The following is a 16,386-nucleotide window of genomic DNA, read 5'->3' as shown; positions in this document are numbered from 1 at the left end:
CTGAGAGAATGTAGTTTTATGTGAATATCGTGTCGATGATATTGATTTATTATAAAGATAAATCGAACTAAGAATGGCGATAGTTAGTACATTTTTACAATAAATTATGGCGCTTTTTCTTGCCTAATAGAGGATTGAATCTTGGAATTTTTGTTTGAATATGGTTTGTTTTTCGCCAAAATAGCGACAGTTGTTATTGCGATTGTGGGTGTATTGGTATTAACAAAAGCGTTAAATGGTCGTCATGGTTCTCAAAAAGGTGAACTAGAAGTTACCGATTTGACTGAACAATATAAAGAGACCGTTGAGCAGTTAGAATCTCATTTATTTGACAAAGCATTATTAAAAGCCCGTGATAAAGCGGATAAAAAATCAGATAAAGAACAAGATAAAGCGCGCCAAAATGAAGTAAAACAAGCGGTGAAAAATGGTAATTTAACCACAACCCGTGATCCTCGTTTATTTGTTATTGATTTTCACGGCAGTATTGATGCACGTGAAGTCTCGTCATTACGTCAAGAAATTAGCGCTATTTTAGCCATTGCAATTGAAGGTGATGAAGTATTGCTACGTTTAGAAACAGGTGGCGGTATGGTACATGCTTATGGTTTAGCATCATCACAACTTGACCGTTTAAAAGCGGCTGGTATTACGTTAACGATAGCTGTTGATAAAGTCGCGGCAAGTGGTGGTTATATGATGGCGTGTGTTGCGGATAAAATTGTCTCAGCACCGTTTGCTATTGTGGGCTCTATTGGCGTTATTGCACAACTACCAAACTTTAGTAAGGTATTGAAGAAAAACGATATTGAGTTTGAACAAATTACGGCAGGTGAGTTTAAACGTACCTTAACTATGTTTGGTGAAAACTCAGATAAAGCGCGTGAAAAATTCAAAGAAGAGATTGAAGAAACACACGGTTTATTTAAACAATTTATTGCTGTTCATCGCCCTGAACTTGACTTAAATAAAGTGGCAACAGGTGAGCATTGGTTTGGTCAACAAGCCCTTGAATTAGGCTTAGTGGATCAGATTAGCACCAGTGATGATTTGATCACCGAAGCTTGTAAAGCGCGTGAAGTATTACAGGTTAAATATGTACGTCGCAAGAAGTTAATCGAGAAGCTTTCTGGTGCGTCAAGTGAAGCGGCAGATACGTTATTAATGAAGTGGGTTGCGCGTGGTCAGCGTCCATTTATGTAATAATGGTTAACCCCGTGAGATGAAAAAACCCGCCGTGATCGCGGGTTTTTTTGTTTAAATTTTGCTTAAACAAGTAATGTGTTTAGTGTGAACTCTGGTGATAATTTATGAGCCAAGAACTTAAACATATTAAATACAGCCGTTGTTTTAGCCGTTGGTAAGCCCTCATCATCAAGGAAGTATTCGCCTTTGAAGATTAATACGCCATCTTTTTCTATTACTGATGTCGCGCGCATACCTTCAACGTAATCTTTGTGATCTTGAATGATTTGATTGGCGATCATTAATAGCTCATTGATCGAAATTTCAGCTTTATTAGCCATGATAAATACTCATTGATAGTAGAATAAACACAGTCTAAGTAAGTTGCTATGAGAAAACAAATAACAGGGTTGTTAATTGGTTAATATCTATTCAAATATGGGCGGGTATTATATTAAAAAGCATAAATACTGTGATTAAATGCAAAAAAAATTAGTAAAGCTGACCAAATAATTCTATATCAATGATATTGATGATGCGGATTTTTGTTATTGCAGAGACAATAAAGCATCAAAGTGATTGTCATATAAGGTAAATTTTAATTTTATCATTTTGATTATCAGTACGTTGAAAGGGCTGTAAATGTTGCTTTTTGAATATTCACAACTTAATAACAAGTGCGGAAGGTACAACCAAATAGACGAAATTAATTAAAAAGCAGTTGACCTTCTTGTTTTCTAGCCCAATATGTAAAGAGTATTTTACGTAAATGAAGTGCAATAATTAATTGCAAATATGTATCATTCTCAAATTGTAACTCATCATATTAATTCACTGCTCTTAAATTTTTCGATTAGTGACTTAATGAGATTGGTCGAATGTTGTGGCGCTAATGATTAGCTAAGCAGTTATTTATATTTTTAGAATTAGCGAGCACGAGGACGTAATAGGGTCATTATGGGTAAATCTCTCGTTATCGTGGAGTCCCCAGCCAAGGCGAAAACAATCAATAAGTACTTGGGTAAGGATTTCATTGTAAAATCAAGCGTTGGTCACGTACGTGATTTGCCAACGGGCGCCCGCAGTGGCGGTAAAAAAGCTGTAGCAACATCGACTAAAGGGTTGAGTGTTGAAGAAAAAGCAGCAATTAAACAGAAGAAAGATCGTAAAGCGCTAATCAGTAAAATGGGTGTTGATCCCTATGATGATTGGAATGCGCATTATGAAATACTTCCTGGCAAAGAAAAAGTTGTTAGTGAACTTCAAAAATTAGCTGAAGATGCTGATTGTATCTATCTCGCAACGGATTTAGACCGCGAAGGAGAAGCCATTGCGTGGCACCTTCGTGAGATCATCGGCGGCGATGAATCACGCTATAAACGAGTTGTCTTTAACGAAATCACTAAAAATGCTATTCAACAAGCATTTGAACAACCAGGTGAATTGAATATTGATGGCGTGAATGCGCAACAAGCACGTCGCTTCCTCGATCGTGTTGTTGGCTTCATGGTATCACCACTATTGTGGAAAAAAGTTGCCCGTGGTCTATCTGCTGGTCGTGTACAGTCAGTTGCGGTAAAACTGATTGTTGAGCGCGAACATGAAATCAATGCATTTGATCCCGAAGAGTTCTGGGATATTCATGCAGATACACTAACGGTAGGCAAAGACGCTTTACGGTTAATGGTTGCACAACAGGCGGGTAAAGCATTCCGTCCTGAAAATAAAGTCGATACGATGGCTGCCCATGCGCTACTTGAAAAAGCAGCGTATGAAGTGATTGAGCGTGAAGATCGCCCAACTAGCAGCAAGCCCTCTGCGCCTTATATCACCTCTACACTTCAGCAGGCGGCAAGTACACGTCTAGGTTATGGTGTTAAGCGCACTATGGGCCTTGCACAGCGCCTATATGAAGCAGGTTATATTACTTACATGCGTACTGACTCGACTAACCTTTCAAAAGAGGCCGTTGAAGCAGCGCGTGAGCTAATTGGTAATGAGTATGGTAATGAGTATTTACCTGAAAATGCCAATGTTTATGGCAGTAAGAAAAATGCGCAAGAAGCGCACGAAGCAATTCGTCCTTCAAACGTAGAAGTGAAAGCTGAAAATTTAGAAGGCATGGATCAAGATGCAGTTAAGTTGTATGACTTAATTTGGCGTCAATTTGTGTCTTGTCAGATGATGCCAGCAAAATATGACTCAAGTACAATCAACGTTAAAGCAGGGGATTTCTTGCTAAAAGCGAAAGGCCGTACTTTACGTTTTGCTGGTTGGACATTAGTACAGCGTCCGTCAGGTAAAAATGAAGATACAACATTACCTGAAGTTAACGTAGGCGATGTACTGAAGTTAGAGCAACTTGAGCCTAAGCAACACTTTACTAAGCCGCCAGCACGCTTTACAGAAGCAGCATTGGTTAAAGAACTTGAAAAGCGTGGCATTGGTCGTCCATCAACGTATGCGTCGATCATTTCAACCATTCAAGATCGTGGTTATGTACGTGTTGATCAACGTCGTTTCTATGCAGAAAAGATGGGTGAGATTGTTTCTGACCGTTTAGACAATAGTTTTCCTGATTTGATGGATTTTGATTTTACTGCCCGTATGGAAGGTAATCTTGATAAAATTGCTGAAGGTGAGAAAAACTGGAAGAAAGTACTCGATGAGTTCTTCTCTGATTTCACGGCCGAGCTTCAAAAAGCAGAGCTAGATGAAGCAGAAGGTGGTATGCAGCCTAATAATATCGTGCTAACGGATATTCAATGTCCGACATGTTCACGACCTATGGGTATTCGTACTGCATCAACAGGTGTTTTCCTTGGTTGTTCTGGCTATGCATTGCCACCTAAAGAGCGTTGTAAAACAACGATCAACTTAGGCAGTGAAGAAGGCATTGTTAATGTTCTAGAGGAAGACGTTGAAACAGCTGCATTACGCGCTAAAAAACGTTGTCCTATTTGTAACACGGCAATGGATGCTTACCTTATTGATCAAGATCGTAAGCTGCACGTTTGTGGTAATAACCCAAGTTGTGATGGTTACATTGTTGAAAAAGGTGAGTTCAAGCTTAAAGGCTATGAAGGCCCGCTGATTGAATGCGACAAGTGTGGTTCTGATATGGAACTGAAGAACGGTCGTTTTGGTAAGTACATGGGGTGTACTAACGAAGAGTGTAAGAATACCCGTAAGATTCTAAAGAATGGCGAAGTTGCGCCACCAAAAGAAGATCCTGTACATTTGCCAGAAATTCCATGTACACAAGACACCAACGCGTACTTCGTTTTACGTGATGGTGCATCTGGTTTGTTCATGGCAGCGAGTACGTTCCCTAAGTCACGTGAAACACGTGCACCGTTAGTGGAAGAGCTTGTACGCTTTAAAGAGCGTTTATCACCTAAGTTCTTATACTTAACCGATGCGCCAGTGGCTGACCCTGATGGTCTACCAACAGTGATTCGCTTCTCACGTAAAACTAAAGAGAATTACGTGCGTTCAGAAGTAGACGGTAAGCCAACAGGCTGGACGGGTCTATTTGTGGACGGTAAGTGGGAAATTACCGATAAGCGTAAAAAGCCTAAAAAAGAAAAATCAGCAGAAGAAGAGTAATTCGTTATTCTGTGATTAAAAAAAACCGCCAAATATGGCGGTTTTTTTGTAGGTGTTAGTGATCTTATGATTTTAAACACAAGCGATAGCGGTGATAGGAATACCACTGTGAAAACGGAAAGTATCATCAGGAGTGGTAATTAACTCTGCTTCTTTGCTGCCAATTACTCGAATACGATCGGCAATATTTGTTCCCGCAATTTTTTCAGCCAGAGTTAGGTAATCTTGATAATGGCGCGCTTCTGAGCGCAATAATGAGATATAAAACTTCTTCAGTTCTGAATCTAAATAAGGGGCAAGTTTGGCAAATCGCTCACAAGAGCGTGCTTCTATGTATGCACCTACAATCAGTTTATCAATTAAGGTTGCTGGCTCATGAGTACGTACGGCTTTCATTAACCCTTTAGCATAACGTCCTGCATGAAGGTTACTATAAGGAATGCCACGCTTATCCATGATCTCTAACACTTGCTCAAAATGATGAAACTCTTCTTTAATTAATCGTACCATTTTATCGATTAATTCTTGGCCATGAGAAAAATCACTGCGCGGTGTTAGTGGGGCGAGTAGGCCATTTTTTTTACTGTGAAACTGGGCTGTTGAGCGGTTATGTCCACCGTAAACAAAATCTTCATAAGGTTTTGCCCATGCCATTAGTGCTTCACCACTCTGTTTGTCTACAGCGTATTTACGCACCATAAACATCGCAGTCTGACTTGCTTTTAATTCACAATTACAGTGATCGACTAATAATGGGATCAAATTCTCAGGTTTAATGGCTTCATTAATCCAGCTATCAGGGGTCTCACATTGAAGAAATTGGTTAATAGGCTTGAGTAATTCCTTAACCACTTGTTGAGTGTTGTCGTTATCCATAAGGCATGTCTTTATTTATTATTATCGAAGGCGTAAAAAAGGCCGCGATGGCGACCTTTATCGTTGAGCTAGTGTAAGACAAAGAGAATTAAATCACCATTTCCGTTTTGGCTGAAATAACACATCTAATTCATCATTATCTTTGTCGAGTAATTGTTGTCGTTCTTGTTCACTACTGACACTCATATTATTATCAATTTCATTGAGCATGTATTGAAGTTTCTGCTGCGCTTTTGTTGCATACTCATCATTACGAGAAGATAGAACATCAATCCCTTTCTTTAGTAATTGTTTAGCTGTACCAAATTGACGTTTTAAGCGAGCATCATTAGCGCGCTTAACGACGTTTTCAATATTAATTCTTAATTGCATGTTTTCTAAGCGCGTATTTTCAAGCACATAGGCTTGAGTGGCAATACGACCTTTACCATGCTCTCCTTTAATTACACTCTTTAAACGCTTTACGAGCTGTAACATACCAATGGCTTGGCGATCTGAATTAGGCACTTGGAAAGGGACAACATTGGTTTGATCAAAGTGTGTTTCTAAATGTGATATTTGTTCGGTTACATGATGGATGCGTTGTTTCAATGAACGATCTTTAGTGTCAACTTCAGCAATAGTTTCAAGTGCATAAAGAATGCGTTTATTGAGACAAACTAAGAGCTCTTTACTATAAGGTAAATGACTCGCATTACTAATGAGTTCTTCTGTGGCGTCAATGATTGCGACTTGCTTTGCCAATTCTTGCTGTTTAGCATTTTCTAGCCGTTGCCGGTATTGAATGATAATGCTGTAGCCAATAACTAGAATTAGCAGAAGACTGATTAAGCCAATAACGAGAGGGATACTCATAAAGTGTGTCTATCTTCCATGGTTGATGTATTACTTAGGAAGATACACTATCTCGTTGTTTGGTGGTAGTTTGTTAGTAAAAAATGCTAACTAAATAACGTGATAGAGAAAGATATGGTTTTTTAATTTAAATGCTTTGTTTTTATGCTGAAATTACTTCAACATGCAGCATTACAACGTAACAATGAGTGTTATTTTCCGGCAATAAAAAAGACTTGGAATATAAAGTTTTAACATTGCTTCATGCTTATTTGATGATGAAATAGTATTTTTATGGTGTAAAGTAAATAAATACTATGAAACAACGTTAATTCAATATATAAAATATTTATTACATGGTTGCACGATCATGCTTTGAGATGAAAATCAGTTGAAGATTTTAGGACTAAGTATGAAAGGTAACGGATTATTGATTGGGCGAGACCATGAAATTACAACAATTACGTTATATTGTTGAGGTCGTAAATCATAACCTCAATGTTTCATCTACCGCAGAGAGTTTATATACGTCTCAACCGGGTATTAGTAAGCAAGTACGTTTATTGGAAGATGAATTAGGTATTCAGATTTTTGAACGTAGTGGTAAACATTTAACGAAAGTAACATCAGCTGGCGAAGATATCGTACGCATTTCACGTGATATTTTATCTCGTGTTGAAAGTATTAAAGCGGTTGCGAGTGAGCATACTCATCCGGAAATGGGAACGCTAAATATTGCGACGACACATACTCAAGCACGCTATGCATTGCCTGATGTGATTCAAGGTTTTACAACGAGATTTCCTAAAGTTTCATTACACATGCATCAAGGAACGCCAAGTCAAATTGCAGATGCTGTGGGTAAAGGAAATTCTGATTTCGCTATAGCAACAGAAGCGCTACATTTATATCAAGATATGATTATGTTGCCTTGTTATTATTGGAATCGCTCAATTGTGGTACGTAAAGATCATCCTCTTGCGACTAAACCTACTATTACTATTCACGATTTAGCTGCTTATTCATTAGTTACTTATGTGTTTGGCTTTACTGGCCGTTCTGAACTTGATAGTGCATTTAACCGCTCAGGTCTAACACCAAGAATTGTATTTACAGCAACAGATGCCGATGTGATTAAAACCTATGTTCGTTTAGGCTTAGGTGTCGGTGTGATTGCAAGTATGGCAATGGATCCTAATGCTGATGATGATTTAGTTGCTCTGGATGCGAGTCATATTTTTGATTCAAGTACGACCATGATAGGCTTCAAAAAAGGGACATTCTTACGTACTTATATGTATGATTTTATGGAACGTTTTGCACCTCATCTTACTCGCAATGTTGTTGATCAGGCTATCGCATTAAAAAATGCTGCAGAAATAAATGATATGTTTGCTTCAATGGAATTACCGGTTAGATAACGTCTGAGTTGTTATTAATATAATTGAAACCGCTAGTGATAGCGGTTTTTTTATTTGGTTAATGTGTCAAACGTAAGCTTGATATACACTAGCCCCCAATTTTAGGTCGGTTAATGGTTGTTTATGTCTAACTACGTTGAGCTTTTTCGTCGTCTCGATGCTTTATTGGTAAAAAACAGGCAGTTTTGGCAGTTTATGCCTTTTGTTGAACGTGGCTTTGTTTGGCATCAAAATTTGCCATTTTGCCAATGGTTAACAGCTTTAGATGACAACCAGTTACAGGTATTAAGTTATGATATCAATGCCTTAACAACAGCTTTAATGCCCTGGATTGATGATGCAGAAGTATTAACTCAACTTGTTAGTAAAATCCAACCTTTAACGCGTACTGACAGATCAGTACCACAAGGGTTTGATAGTGGTATTCCTGGTCGCAAGTGGCAGCAAATTATCGCTTTTAATGAGGTGTTACCACCTTTAGGATTGCCATGGTTAGAGTGGTGTGCGGGTAAGGGGTATCTAGGACGTGTATTGGCTGCATCGCACCAACAGCCAGTGACGAGCCTTGAATGGCAATCACAATTATGCATTGATGGTGAAAAAGCGGCAAAGCAATTGGGGTTAGCGATTAATTTTATTCATGCGGATGCATTTAGTCGTGAGAGTGATAACGCAATCACGACTCGGCAACATGCTGTTGCATTACATGCTTGTGGTGATTTGCATGTATCATTACTGCAACGGGTCGCTGCTAATAAAGGGGCTGCAGTGAGTATTTCACCGTGCTGTTATCACCTCATTCGTCAATCACATTATCAACCAATGTCTACGATTGCGAAAACAAGTACCTTGGTTCTATCTAAGCATGATTTACGACTTCCTTTGCAAGAAACCGTTACTGCAGGTAATCGAGTTAAGCAACTGCGCTTTGTGGAAGTGAGCTTTCGATTAGGGTTTGATTTATTACAGCGAGAAGTTAGCCAAACTGAGACATACCTTTCTGTACCAAATGTACAAAAAGCATTGCTTAACCAAGGGTTTGAAGCCTTTTGTGTGTGGGCTGCCGCAAGAAGGGGTGTACAGTTACCTGAGAATATTGATTTTGATAAGTGGCAGCGCCAAGGTGAAAAACGATTTGCTATTATTGAACGAATGGAATTAGTTCGACAATTATTTCGACGACCACTTGAAATTTGGCTAGCACTTGATCGCGTTTGTTTTCTTGAAGAGCAGGGTTATGAGGTTGTGCTTGGTACTTTTTGTGATAAACCAATAACGCCACGTAATTTATTAATTCATGCTGAGCGACGGGATATCGCCTAGACGACATAGTAAGTTCCCTATCAAATTAATGATAGGGAATAGTATATTACTATGATTGTGCGGCCATGCTCATTTCAGGGGTGTGAAAATACTTTTCTTCAAGTTCATAAACCGGCAGAGGTCTGCTAAAGAAATATCCCTGACAATAATCAAAACCACATTGGTTGATATAATTAAGCTGTGCCTGCGTTTCTACCCCCTCTGCCACTATTTTTAAATTGAGTTTGTCACAAATAGCTTTGGTTGCTTCAATGATCACTTTATTGCTGGAGTGTTCGCCCTGGATAAAACTTTGATCAAGCTTCACCGTACTAATTGGTAACTCATGTAATTGTGATAAAGAAGAATAGCCTGTACCAAAATCATCTAAATAGAGTTCAATTCCCATTGCAGCTAATGCATCTAAGCAGGGCTTGGTTTCACAATAATCTTGTAGCATGGTAGATTCAGTAATCTCTAAAGCAAGCTGAGATGGATTGACATTATATTGACGAATGATTTGTTCAATTGTCTGGGCAATATTTGGCTGTAATTGTGCACGTGAGAGGTTAATGCTAATAATAAATGGCTGAGCATACCGTTGGGTCCAATAGGCTAGTTGTTGACAGGCACTGTGTAATATCCAGAGCCCTAACGGTACTATTTGGCCCGTTTCTTCAGCTAATGGAATAAATTCTGCTGGTGAAACTTGACCGAGTAATTCATCATGCCAACGGATTAATGCTTCAAATCCTTTTAATTGTTGGCTATTTAAATCAATAATTGGCTGATAATATAGTTCAAAATCATGGTTTTCGAGAGCTTGAGATAAATGATGACGTAAGGTCATTTTACGATATAGCGCATCGGCCATTTCTTGTAAAAAAGGATAATAGCAATTACGGCCTCTTTGTTTTGCCCGGTGCATTGCCATATCTGCTTGAGTGATAAGCGTATCAAAATTATTAGCGTCATCGGGATAATTTGCAGTACCAATACTGCAGCTGATAGAGAGTTCACCAATATCTTTAATATGGAAAGGGCGACTTAATGTTTTTATTATTTGATCGGTAAAGTTTTCGATGGTGGTATAATTACGCTTCTCTATTTGAATTATAAATTCATCACCACCAAAACGAGCGACAAGACCTTTATCTTTCACGACGTTTAATAGACGGATAGCGACTGCTCGAAGTAATTTATCGCCTGCAGCATGGCCATAAGAATCATTAACAAGTTTAAAACCATCAAGATCAAGAAATAATAAACTGTAATGGGAACGATGGTGATGACTAGCTTTTAATGCAGCAGAAATACCACGTCGGTTCATTAATCCCGTTAGAAAATCATGCTCAGCATTATATTTTTCTTTATTCAGTTTTTCTTTATCTTTGGTGACATTCACTAGTTGTAATAATAATTGTGAATTATCGTTTAACCATTTTGCTTCAATATCAAACCAATTGTGGCGTTGACCTGTCCAACATAAGCGATTGCACTTAAAACTATTATTTTTTTTAGCATTTTCTAGCCATTGTTGTGCAATGGCAATATCACCAATGAACTCTGAAAGATCAACTAAATTTTTACCATAACAACTTGAAAAAGCAGCGTTTGAACTAATAAAAGTGCCATCTCCATTAAACAAAAGAGCTAAATTTGAACAATCAGAAAAGGCCAAATCTCGACGTAGAGAGGATTCATCAGCAATCACTTCTACAAGCATAGCCATGCGGCCATCAGTTAGTGGAATACCTGAAAATAAGCACAACATATTTTTAGTTATTTGTTTAGGATTGAATCGCCACCATGTTTTAATTGTTTTATTTAATTTAAATGTTTGTTGGTATTCTAATAATGTTGCAGCGGCGGCTGCAGACATATCTTGACCTAAATCACGATTTAAAAGTTCTTCAATAGATGTCGCTTCCCATAAACGTAATGATTTATCATTTGCCCATAGAATTTTTTTATTATCAACATCAAATACCCAGATTGGGTTTTGGAGATAATAGAGCGGTGAGAATGGATCCATCTCCAAGTTCTTTCTTTTTATTAAGGTGTTAGTTTTAAAATAGTAGCTGAAATGGAAAAATTAAACATGATATTATGATAACTACGTGATATTAGTCCATGTTTTGATATATAAATACTGTATTTATTAATGTAACCGATGATTACTATTGATATTTAGCCAAGGTTAATAATTTCTCTGGTATCAGTGTTGATTTTGCACGATATTTAATCAGTGTATGAAGATGTCTTCAACTAGGTACTGATTATTAAATCTAAAACAGAATTCACCAAGATAACGAGGATATGTTTTTCTCTAATTGCGTGATATGTCCCTTTTATCGAATTTTTAATATGACTAATTATAATATATATCCATGAAATGTGGCTTCATATTAATAGAGAATGTTATTATTTTAATACAGATTAAATGATGTTCTCTACATTGTTTTTTAATTCTGTATATTTGCATAAATTCGAGCATAGAGATGCTTTTATAAAATTGGATTATGTTATTAGATGTTGTTTTAATTATATGTTACAAGCTGTTAATACATGGAAGATTATTTAATTATGGCTATTAAATAATGCTAATAGCCGGCTTGTGTTGCCTTGTTTTTATTTGATTTTTAATGTTAATTTAGAATGATAGATATTAATGGGTTTATGAATATTGTGCATGAATTAAATGCAGATGTATCATTTTACTATAAGCTATCCCTGTAGTAATTTTATTCATTATTACTTAATTGCTTCAGTTCTTATTTCAAAAATCACTTAAAGCTATTTGTATATTTAGTGATTTTTTATATAAGTATTAAATTATATTGGAATATGAATCAGTGAATAATTTAACAGATGAAATTCAATTAGGCTTATCACAAGCAAAACTTAAAAATCGCATTGTTATGGCTCCTATGACCATTCAATCTGCTTTTTTTGATGGTGGTGTTACGCAAGAAATGATCAACTATTATTCTGCTCGCTCAGGCGATGCTGGTGCAGTTATTGTTGAAAGTGCGTTTGTCGAAAATTACGGAAGAGCATTTCCCGGTGCATTGGGCATCAATACCGATAGTAAGATCGCTGGGCTTAAGAAGTTAGCATCAGCAATTAAAGAGAAAGGCTCAAAGGCCATTCTTCAGATCTATCATGCTGGTCGTATGGCAAACGGCGAATACAATGGTGGTCATCAACCTATTTCTGCAAGCCCTATTGCTGCGCTTCGTGATAATGCAGAAACACCACTTGAGATGACGAAAGAGCAAATTGGCTTTATGATTGACGCTTTTTCTAATGCTGTTAATCGTGCAATCGTTGCGGGTTTTGATGGGGTTGAGATCCATGGCGCTAATACATACATTATTCAGCAGTTCTTCTCTCCGCACTCAAACCGTCGAAATGATAAATGGGGCGGTGATATTGAAAAGCGTACTGCATTTCCTCTTGCTGTTTTAAATGGAGCGAAAAAAGTTGTCGCTGATCATCAACGCGATGATTTTATTATTGGTTACCGTTTTTCTCCTGAAGAAATCGAAGAGCCTGGTATTCGTTTCGAAGATACCATGTACTTGCTTGATAAGTTGGCGATGAGTGGTCTTGATTATTTTCATTTTTCTATGGGGAATTATGCTCGCAATTCGATTGTAACCCCTGAAGATAAAGAACTACTTATTCGTAAATACCATGCGCTTGAGTCTGAAAATGTTGCCAAAATCCCTGTAATAGGTGTTGGTGGTATCGCTCAGCGTTCTGATGCTAATCAAGCCTTAGCGCAAGGCTACGACATGGTGAGTGTGGGTAAAGGTTTCCTTGTTGAGCCAACATGGGCGACAAAAGCAATCAATGGTGAAGAATGTGCCGAATTCGCTGATATCGAGCAACAATATCAACTAAAGATCCCAACACCACTTTGGGAAATCATGGACTACATGATTGTTGATAGTAAGGCTGAGGCATTAAAGCACCAGCGTATTAAAGAATTACAAAACGTTGAGATCAGCTTTGAGCCTGGTGAGTACATCGCTTATGGCTACGGACACAATGGCAAACTACCGGTAACAGTAACGTTCTCAGACGACAAGATCCTCGATATTATCGTTGATTCTTCAAAAGAGTCAGACGGTATTGCTAACCCTGCGTTTGAGCGTATTCCGCAACAGATTATGGAAGGCCAAACTCTCAATATTGATGTAATTTCTGGTGCGACAGTGAGTAGCCAAGCGGTTATTGACGGTGTCTCTGATGCTGTTGATTTAGCGGGTGGTAACTCTGAAGCGCTTCGTTGTAAAGCACGTGAAGCGGTTGAATGGTCAACAGAAGTTATCGAAAAAACTGTCGATGTTGTTGTTGTTGGTGGCGGTGGCGCAGGTTTAAGTGCAGCGCTTACCGCTTTAGATAATGGCAAATCTGTTATTCTGCTTGAAAAATTCCCGGCTGTTGGTGGTAACACTGTACGTACAGGCGGTTGGGTGAATGCAGCAGAGCCTAAGTGGGTAAAAGATTTCCCTGCGATTGCTGGTGAAGTGGATTACCTTAAAGCGATTGCCGCTACACCTGAGTCAGACATTGCAGAAGAATATCTTGCCGATTTCCGTACACTGAAAGATCAATTGGCAAATTATTTCCTTGATACTGAAAGTGGGAAAAATTACCTGTTTGATTCAGTTGAACTGCACCTAATTCAGACATACCTAGGTGGTAAACGCACTAACCTTAATGGTGAGTTAATTCACGGTCAATACGATTTGGTACAGACGTTAACAAGTCGTGCGATGGAATCGATTGATTGGTTAACTGAAAAAGGTATCGACTTTAACCGTGGCATGGTGGATATCGCTGTTGGTGCTTTATGGCGCCGTGCGCACAAACCGAATCGTCCTAAAGGTGTTGAGTTTGTCGAAAAACTTCAAAAGCAAGTGATTGCCCAAGGTGGACATATCATTACGGATGCGCGAGCTGAAGAATTGATTGTTGATAATGGAAAAGTAGTTGGTATTAAAGCAACTCATTCAGACGGTACAAAATATGTATTGACCACTAATTGTGGTGTTGTACTGGCTTCTGGTGGTTTTGGTGCAAATACGAAAATGCTGCAAAAATACAATAACTACTGGAACGAGATTGCTGATGATATTAAAACAACCAACTCACCTGCACTTATTGGTGATGGTATTGAAATCGGTGAAAAAGTAGGTGCTGATTTAGTGGGTATGGAATATGTTCAGTTAATGCCTATTGGTGATCCTAAATCTGGTGCGTTATTAACAGGTCTTATTGTTCCACCTGAAAACTTTGTTTTTGTTAACAATCAAGGCAAGCGCTTTGTCGATGAATGTGAAAGTCGAGACGTGCTTTCTCGCTCGTTCTTCGATAATGGCGGTGTTGTTTACATGATTGCCGATGAAGCTATCCGTAAAACGGCGGCTAACACCACAGATGAAACCATTGAGCGTGAGATCGAAGAAGGTATTATTATTAAAGCGGATTCAATTGAAGAATTAGCTCAGAAAATTAATGTGCCGACGGAAGCGTTAATAGAAACAATTCGCCGTTATAACAGCTACGTTGATGAAGGGCGTGATCCTGAATTCCACAAAGGTGCACTTGGCTTAAAAGTGGGAAAAGCACCGTTCTATGCAACGCCACGTAAGCCATCGGTTCACCATACGATGGGTGGCTTAAAGATCAATACTAAAGCGTGTGTATTGGATAAAACAGGGGCACCAATTTCTGGGCTATATGCCGCGGGTGAAGTAACAGGTGGTATTCATGCTGGTAACCGTTTAGGTGGTAATGCGTTGATAGATATCTTCACGTATGGCCGTATAGCCGGTGATAGCGTATCTAACCGCGTTTAATGAGACAAAAGGGAAGCATGTGCTTCCCTTTTTACTATTTAACGAGTATAGACTTAATGCACTGTTATAAAACGCGTTTTCCTATGATGGGAACCTTTATTGATCTTGTGGTTCATAATGAACGTGGTGAAGGGTTGATCAAAGAATGTTATCTGCAACTTCAAGAGTTTACTCAACGTTTTACAGTTAATCAGGCGCAATCTGAACTTATGCGCGTCAACAACCACGCAGGCATTCGACCTGTCCGTGTAAAGCCGGATCTTTATGCGCTGATTAAGAAATCAAAATCGATCAGTGTCGATCCTCTAAATCCGTTTAATGTGGCGATTAGACCACTGGTAAAAGCATGGCATATTGGTTTTAAAGATGCCAAGTTTCCCACTGATGCGGAGCTTGCGGAAAAATTACAACTTGTTGATCCATCGAAAATTATCCTAGATGATGACTATCAGTCGGTATACCTTTCTCAAGCTGGTATGCAGATAGATTTAGGTGCTATCGCCAAGGGGTATTTTGCTGATCGGATAAAAGATTTTCTTACTGCTAACGGGGTCGAGCACGGCTTTATTAATCTTGGTGGTAATGTACTGACCATTGGTTATTCGCCTGAGAATATCTCTCAAACATGGAATGTTGGTATTCAAAACCCGCTGGCTACTTCGCGTGGTGATATCTGTCGAGTTGTACCTTTACGAGATTACTCAATGGTAACGTCTGGCATTAATGAACGATATTTTGAATATAATGGTCAGCGATACCATCACCTTCTTGATGGACAAACAGGGAGGCCTATCTCAAGCAATATCGCGAGTGTGACGATTATTTCAAAGCTGTCTGTTGATGGTGAAATATGGAGTACCGCAGGCTTTTTACCCTCTATAGATGATGCTCTCTTTTACCTTAATCATCAGGCTGATATTGAAGCTGTATTGATCTCAAATCAAGGTAAAGTATTTATAACGAATGGACTCACTGATAATGGTCGCGTTGTTAAATATAAATAATGTTTAGTCTTACTTGATTATCATTGTGACTCAGTCAATGTTAATAACTTCTTTGGTATCGGTGGTGATTGTGTACCGCATTTAATCAGTGAATTGAATATATCGTTAACTTGGCGCCGATAATTAAATCTTAAACAGAACTGGTCAAGGTGAAGAGGAATATGTTGTTCTCTAATCACGTGATATGTCTCTTTTATCGAGCTTTTAACAGCCATTGTATCTACTCAATGAAATGTAGCTTCATATAGATGGAGCGTTTTCCCATTTCTTACGTAGATTAAA

10 protein-coding genes and 2 pseudogenes are annotated in these 16,386 nt (G+C 38.4%); 6 read left to right on the top strand and 6 right to left on the bottom strand.

Annotated features, from left to right (window positions below; translation table 11 throughout):
* The first annotated feature begins 141 nt into the window (after window positions 1-141).
* Entirely contained in the window at window positions 142-1,203 is a 1,062-nt protein-coding gene (sohB, locus tag ACJZU6_RS11095) for a protease SohB (protein WP_080156755.1), read from the top strand.
* A gap of 65 nt (window positions 1,204-1,268) precedes the next feature.
* On the opposite strand, the gene ACJZU6_RS11090 is transcribed toward sohB, so the two are convergent.
* Window positions 1,269-1,526, bottom strand: coding sequence for a DUF2498 family protein (locus tag ACJZU6_RS11090; RefSeq protein ID WP_080156754.1), 258 nt, complete (start codon window positions 1,524-1,526; stop codon window positions 1,269-1,271).
* Window positions 1,527-2,142: 616 nt separating this feature from the next.
* Here ACJZU6_RS11090 and topA point away from each other — a divergent pair.
* The gene (gene topA, locus ACJZU6_RS11085) at window positions 2,143-4,794 is read left to right on the top strand and encodes a type I DNA topoisomerase (RefSeq protein WP_080156753.1); all 2,652 of its coding nucleotides are present in this window, start codon (window positions 2,143-2,145) and stop codon (window positions 4,792-4,794) included.
* 72 nt (window positions 4,795-4,866) lie between these two features.
* Here the strand turns inward: topA and miaE are convergent, their stop codons facing one another.
* Together miaE and ACJZU6_RS11075 are read right to left on the bottom strand one after the other, a co-directional pair.
* Window positions 4,867-5,670, bottom strand: coding sequence for a tRNA isopentenyl-2-thiomethyl-A-37 hydroxylase MiaE (gene miaE, locus ACJZU6_RS11080; protein ID WP_408900274.1), 804 nt, complete (start codon window positions 5,668-5,670; stop codon window positions 4,867-4,869).
* 93 nt (window positions 5,671-5,763) lie between these two features.
* Window positions 5,764-6,525 (bottom strand): DNA repair protein, encoded by a 762-nt coding sequence (locus tag ACJZU6_RS11075; RefSeq protein ID WP_107275393.1) that lies wholly within the window; start codon window positions 6,523-6,525, stop codon window positions 5,764-5,766.
* 425 nt (window positions 6,526-6,950) lie between these two features.
* Between ACJZU6_RS11075 and cysB the strand changes: the two genes are divergently transcribed.
* The gene (gene cysB, locus ACJZU6_RS11070) at window positions 6,951-7,925 is read left to right on the top strand and encodes an HTH-type transcriptional regulator CysB (protein ID WP_080156750.1); all 975 of its coding nucleotides are present in this window, start codon (window positions 6,951-6,953) and stop codon (window positions 7,923-7,925) included.
* 123 nt (window positions 7,926-8,048) lie between these two features.
* On the top strand, window positions 8,049-9,248 hold the full coding sequence (locus tag ACJZU6_RS11065) for a methyltransferase (RefSeq protein WP_408900273.1): 1,200 nt from the start codon (window positions 8,049-8,051) through the stop codon (window positions 9,246-9,248).
* A 49-nt stretch (window positions 9,249-9,297) separates the two neighbouring features.
* Here the strand turns inward: ACJZU6_RS11065 and ACJZU6_RS11060 are convergent, their stop codons facing one another.
* Both ACJZU6_RS11060 and ACJZU6_RS11055 read right to left on the bottom strand, forming a co-directional pair.
* Complete coding sequence (locus tag ACJZU6_RS11060; protein WP_408900272.1) at window positions 9,298-11,262, bottom strand: putative bifunctional diguanylate cyclase/phosphodiesterase; 1,965 nt, start codon at window positions 11,260-11,262, stop codon at window positions 9,298-9,300.
* 145 nt (window positions 11,263-11,407) lie between these two features.
* Window positions 11,408-11,603: pseudogene (locus ACJZU6_RS11055) on the bottom strand (transposase); the annotation flags it as partial.
* Window positions 11,604-12,082: 479 nt separating this feature from the next.
* Here ACJZU6_RS11055 and ACJZU6_RS11050 point away from each other — a divergent pair.
* Window positions 12,083-15,100 (top strand): flavocytochrome c, encoded by a 3,018-nt coding sequence (locus tag ACJZU6_RS11050; RefSeq protein ID WP_408900271.1) that lies wholly within the window; start codon window positions 12,083-12,085, stop codon window positions 15,098-15,100.
* A gap of 56 nt (window positions 15,101-15,156) precedes the next feature.
* Window positions 15,157-16,104: an FAD:protein FMN transferase gene (locus ACJZU6_RS11045; protein ID WP_408900270.1), complete on the top strand. Its 948-nt coding sequence runs from the start codon at window positions 15,157-15,159 to the stop codon at window positions 16,102-16,104.
* A gap of 20 nt (window positions 16,105-16,124) precedes the next feature.
* On the opposite strand, the pseudogene ACJZU6_RS11040 reads toward ACJZU6_RS11045, so the two are convergent.
* Window positions 16,125-16,373, bottom strand: a pseudogene (locus tag ACJZU6_RS11040) (IS1595 family transposase); the annotation flags it as partial.
* Window positions 16,374-16,386 lie beyond the last annotated feature (13 nt).

It is taken from the genome of Photobacterium piscicola (assembly GCF_046058925.1).
GTDB classification, from domain to species: domain Bacteria; phylum Pseudomonadota; class Gammaproteobacteria; order Enterobacterales; family Vibrionaceae; genus Photobacterium; species Photobacterium piscicola.
Note: the sequence above shows the minus strand (reverse complement) of the source record. Positions and strands in the feature narration are given on the sequence as shown.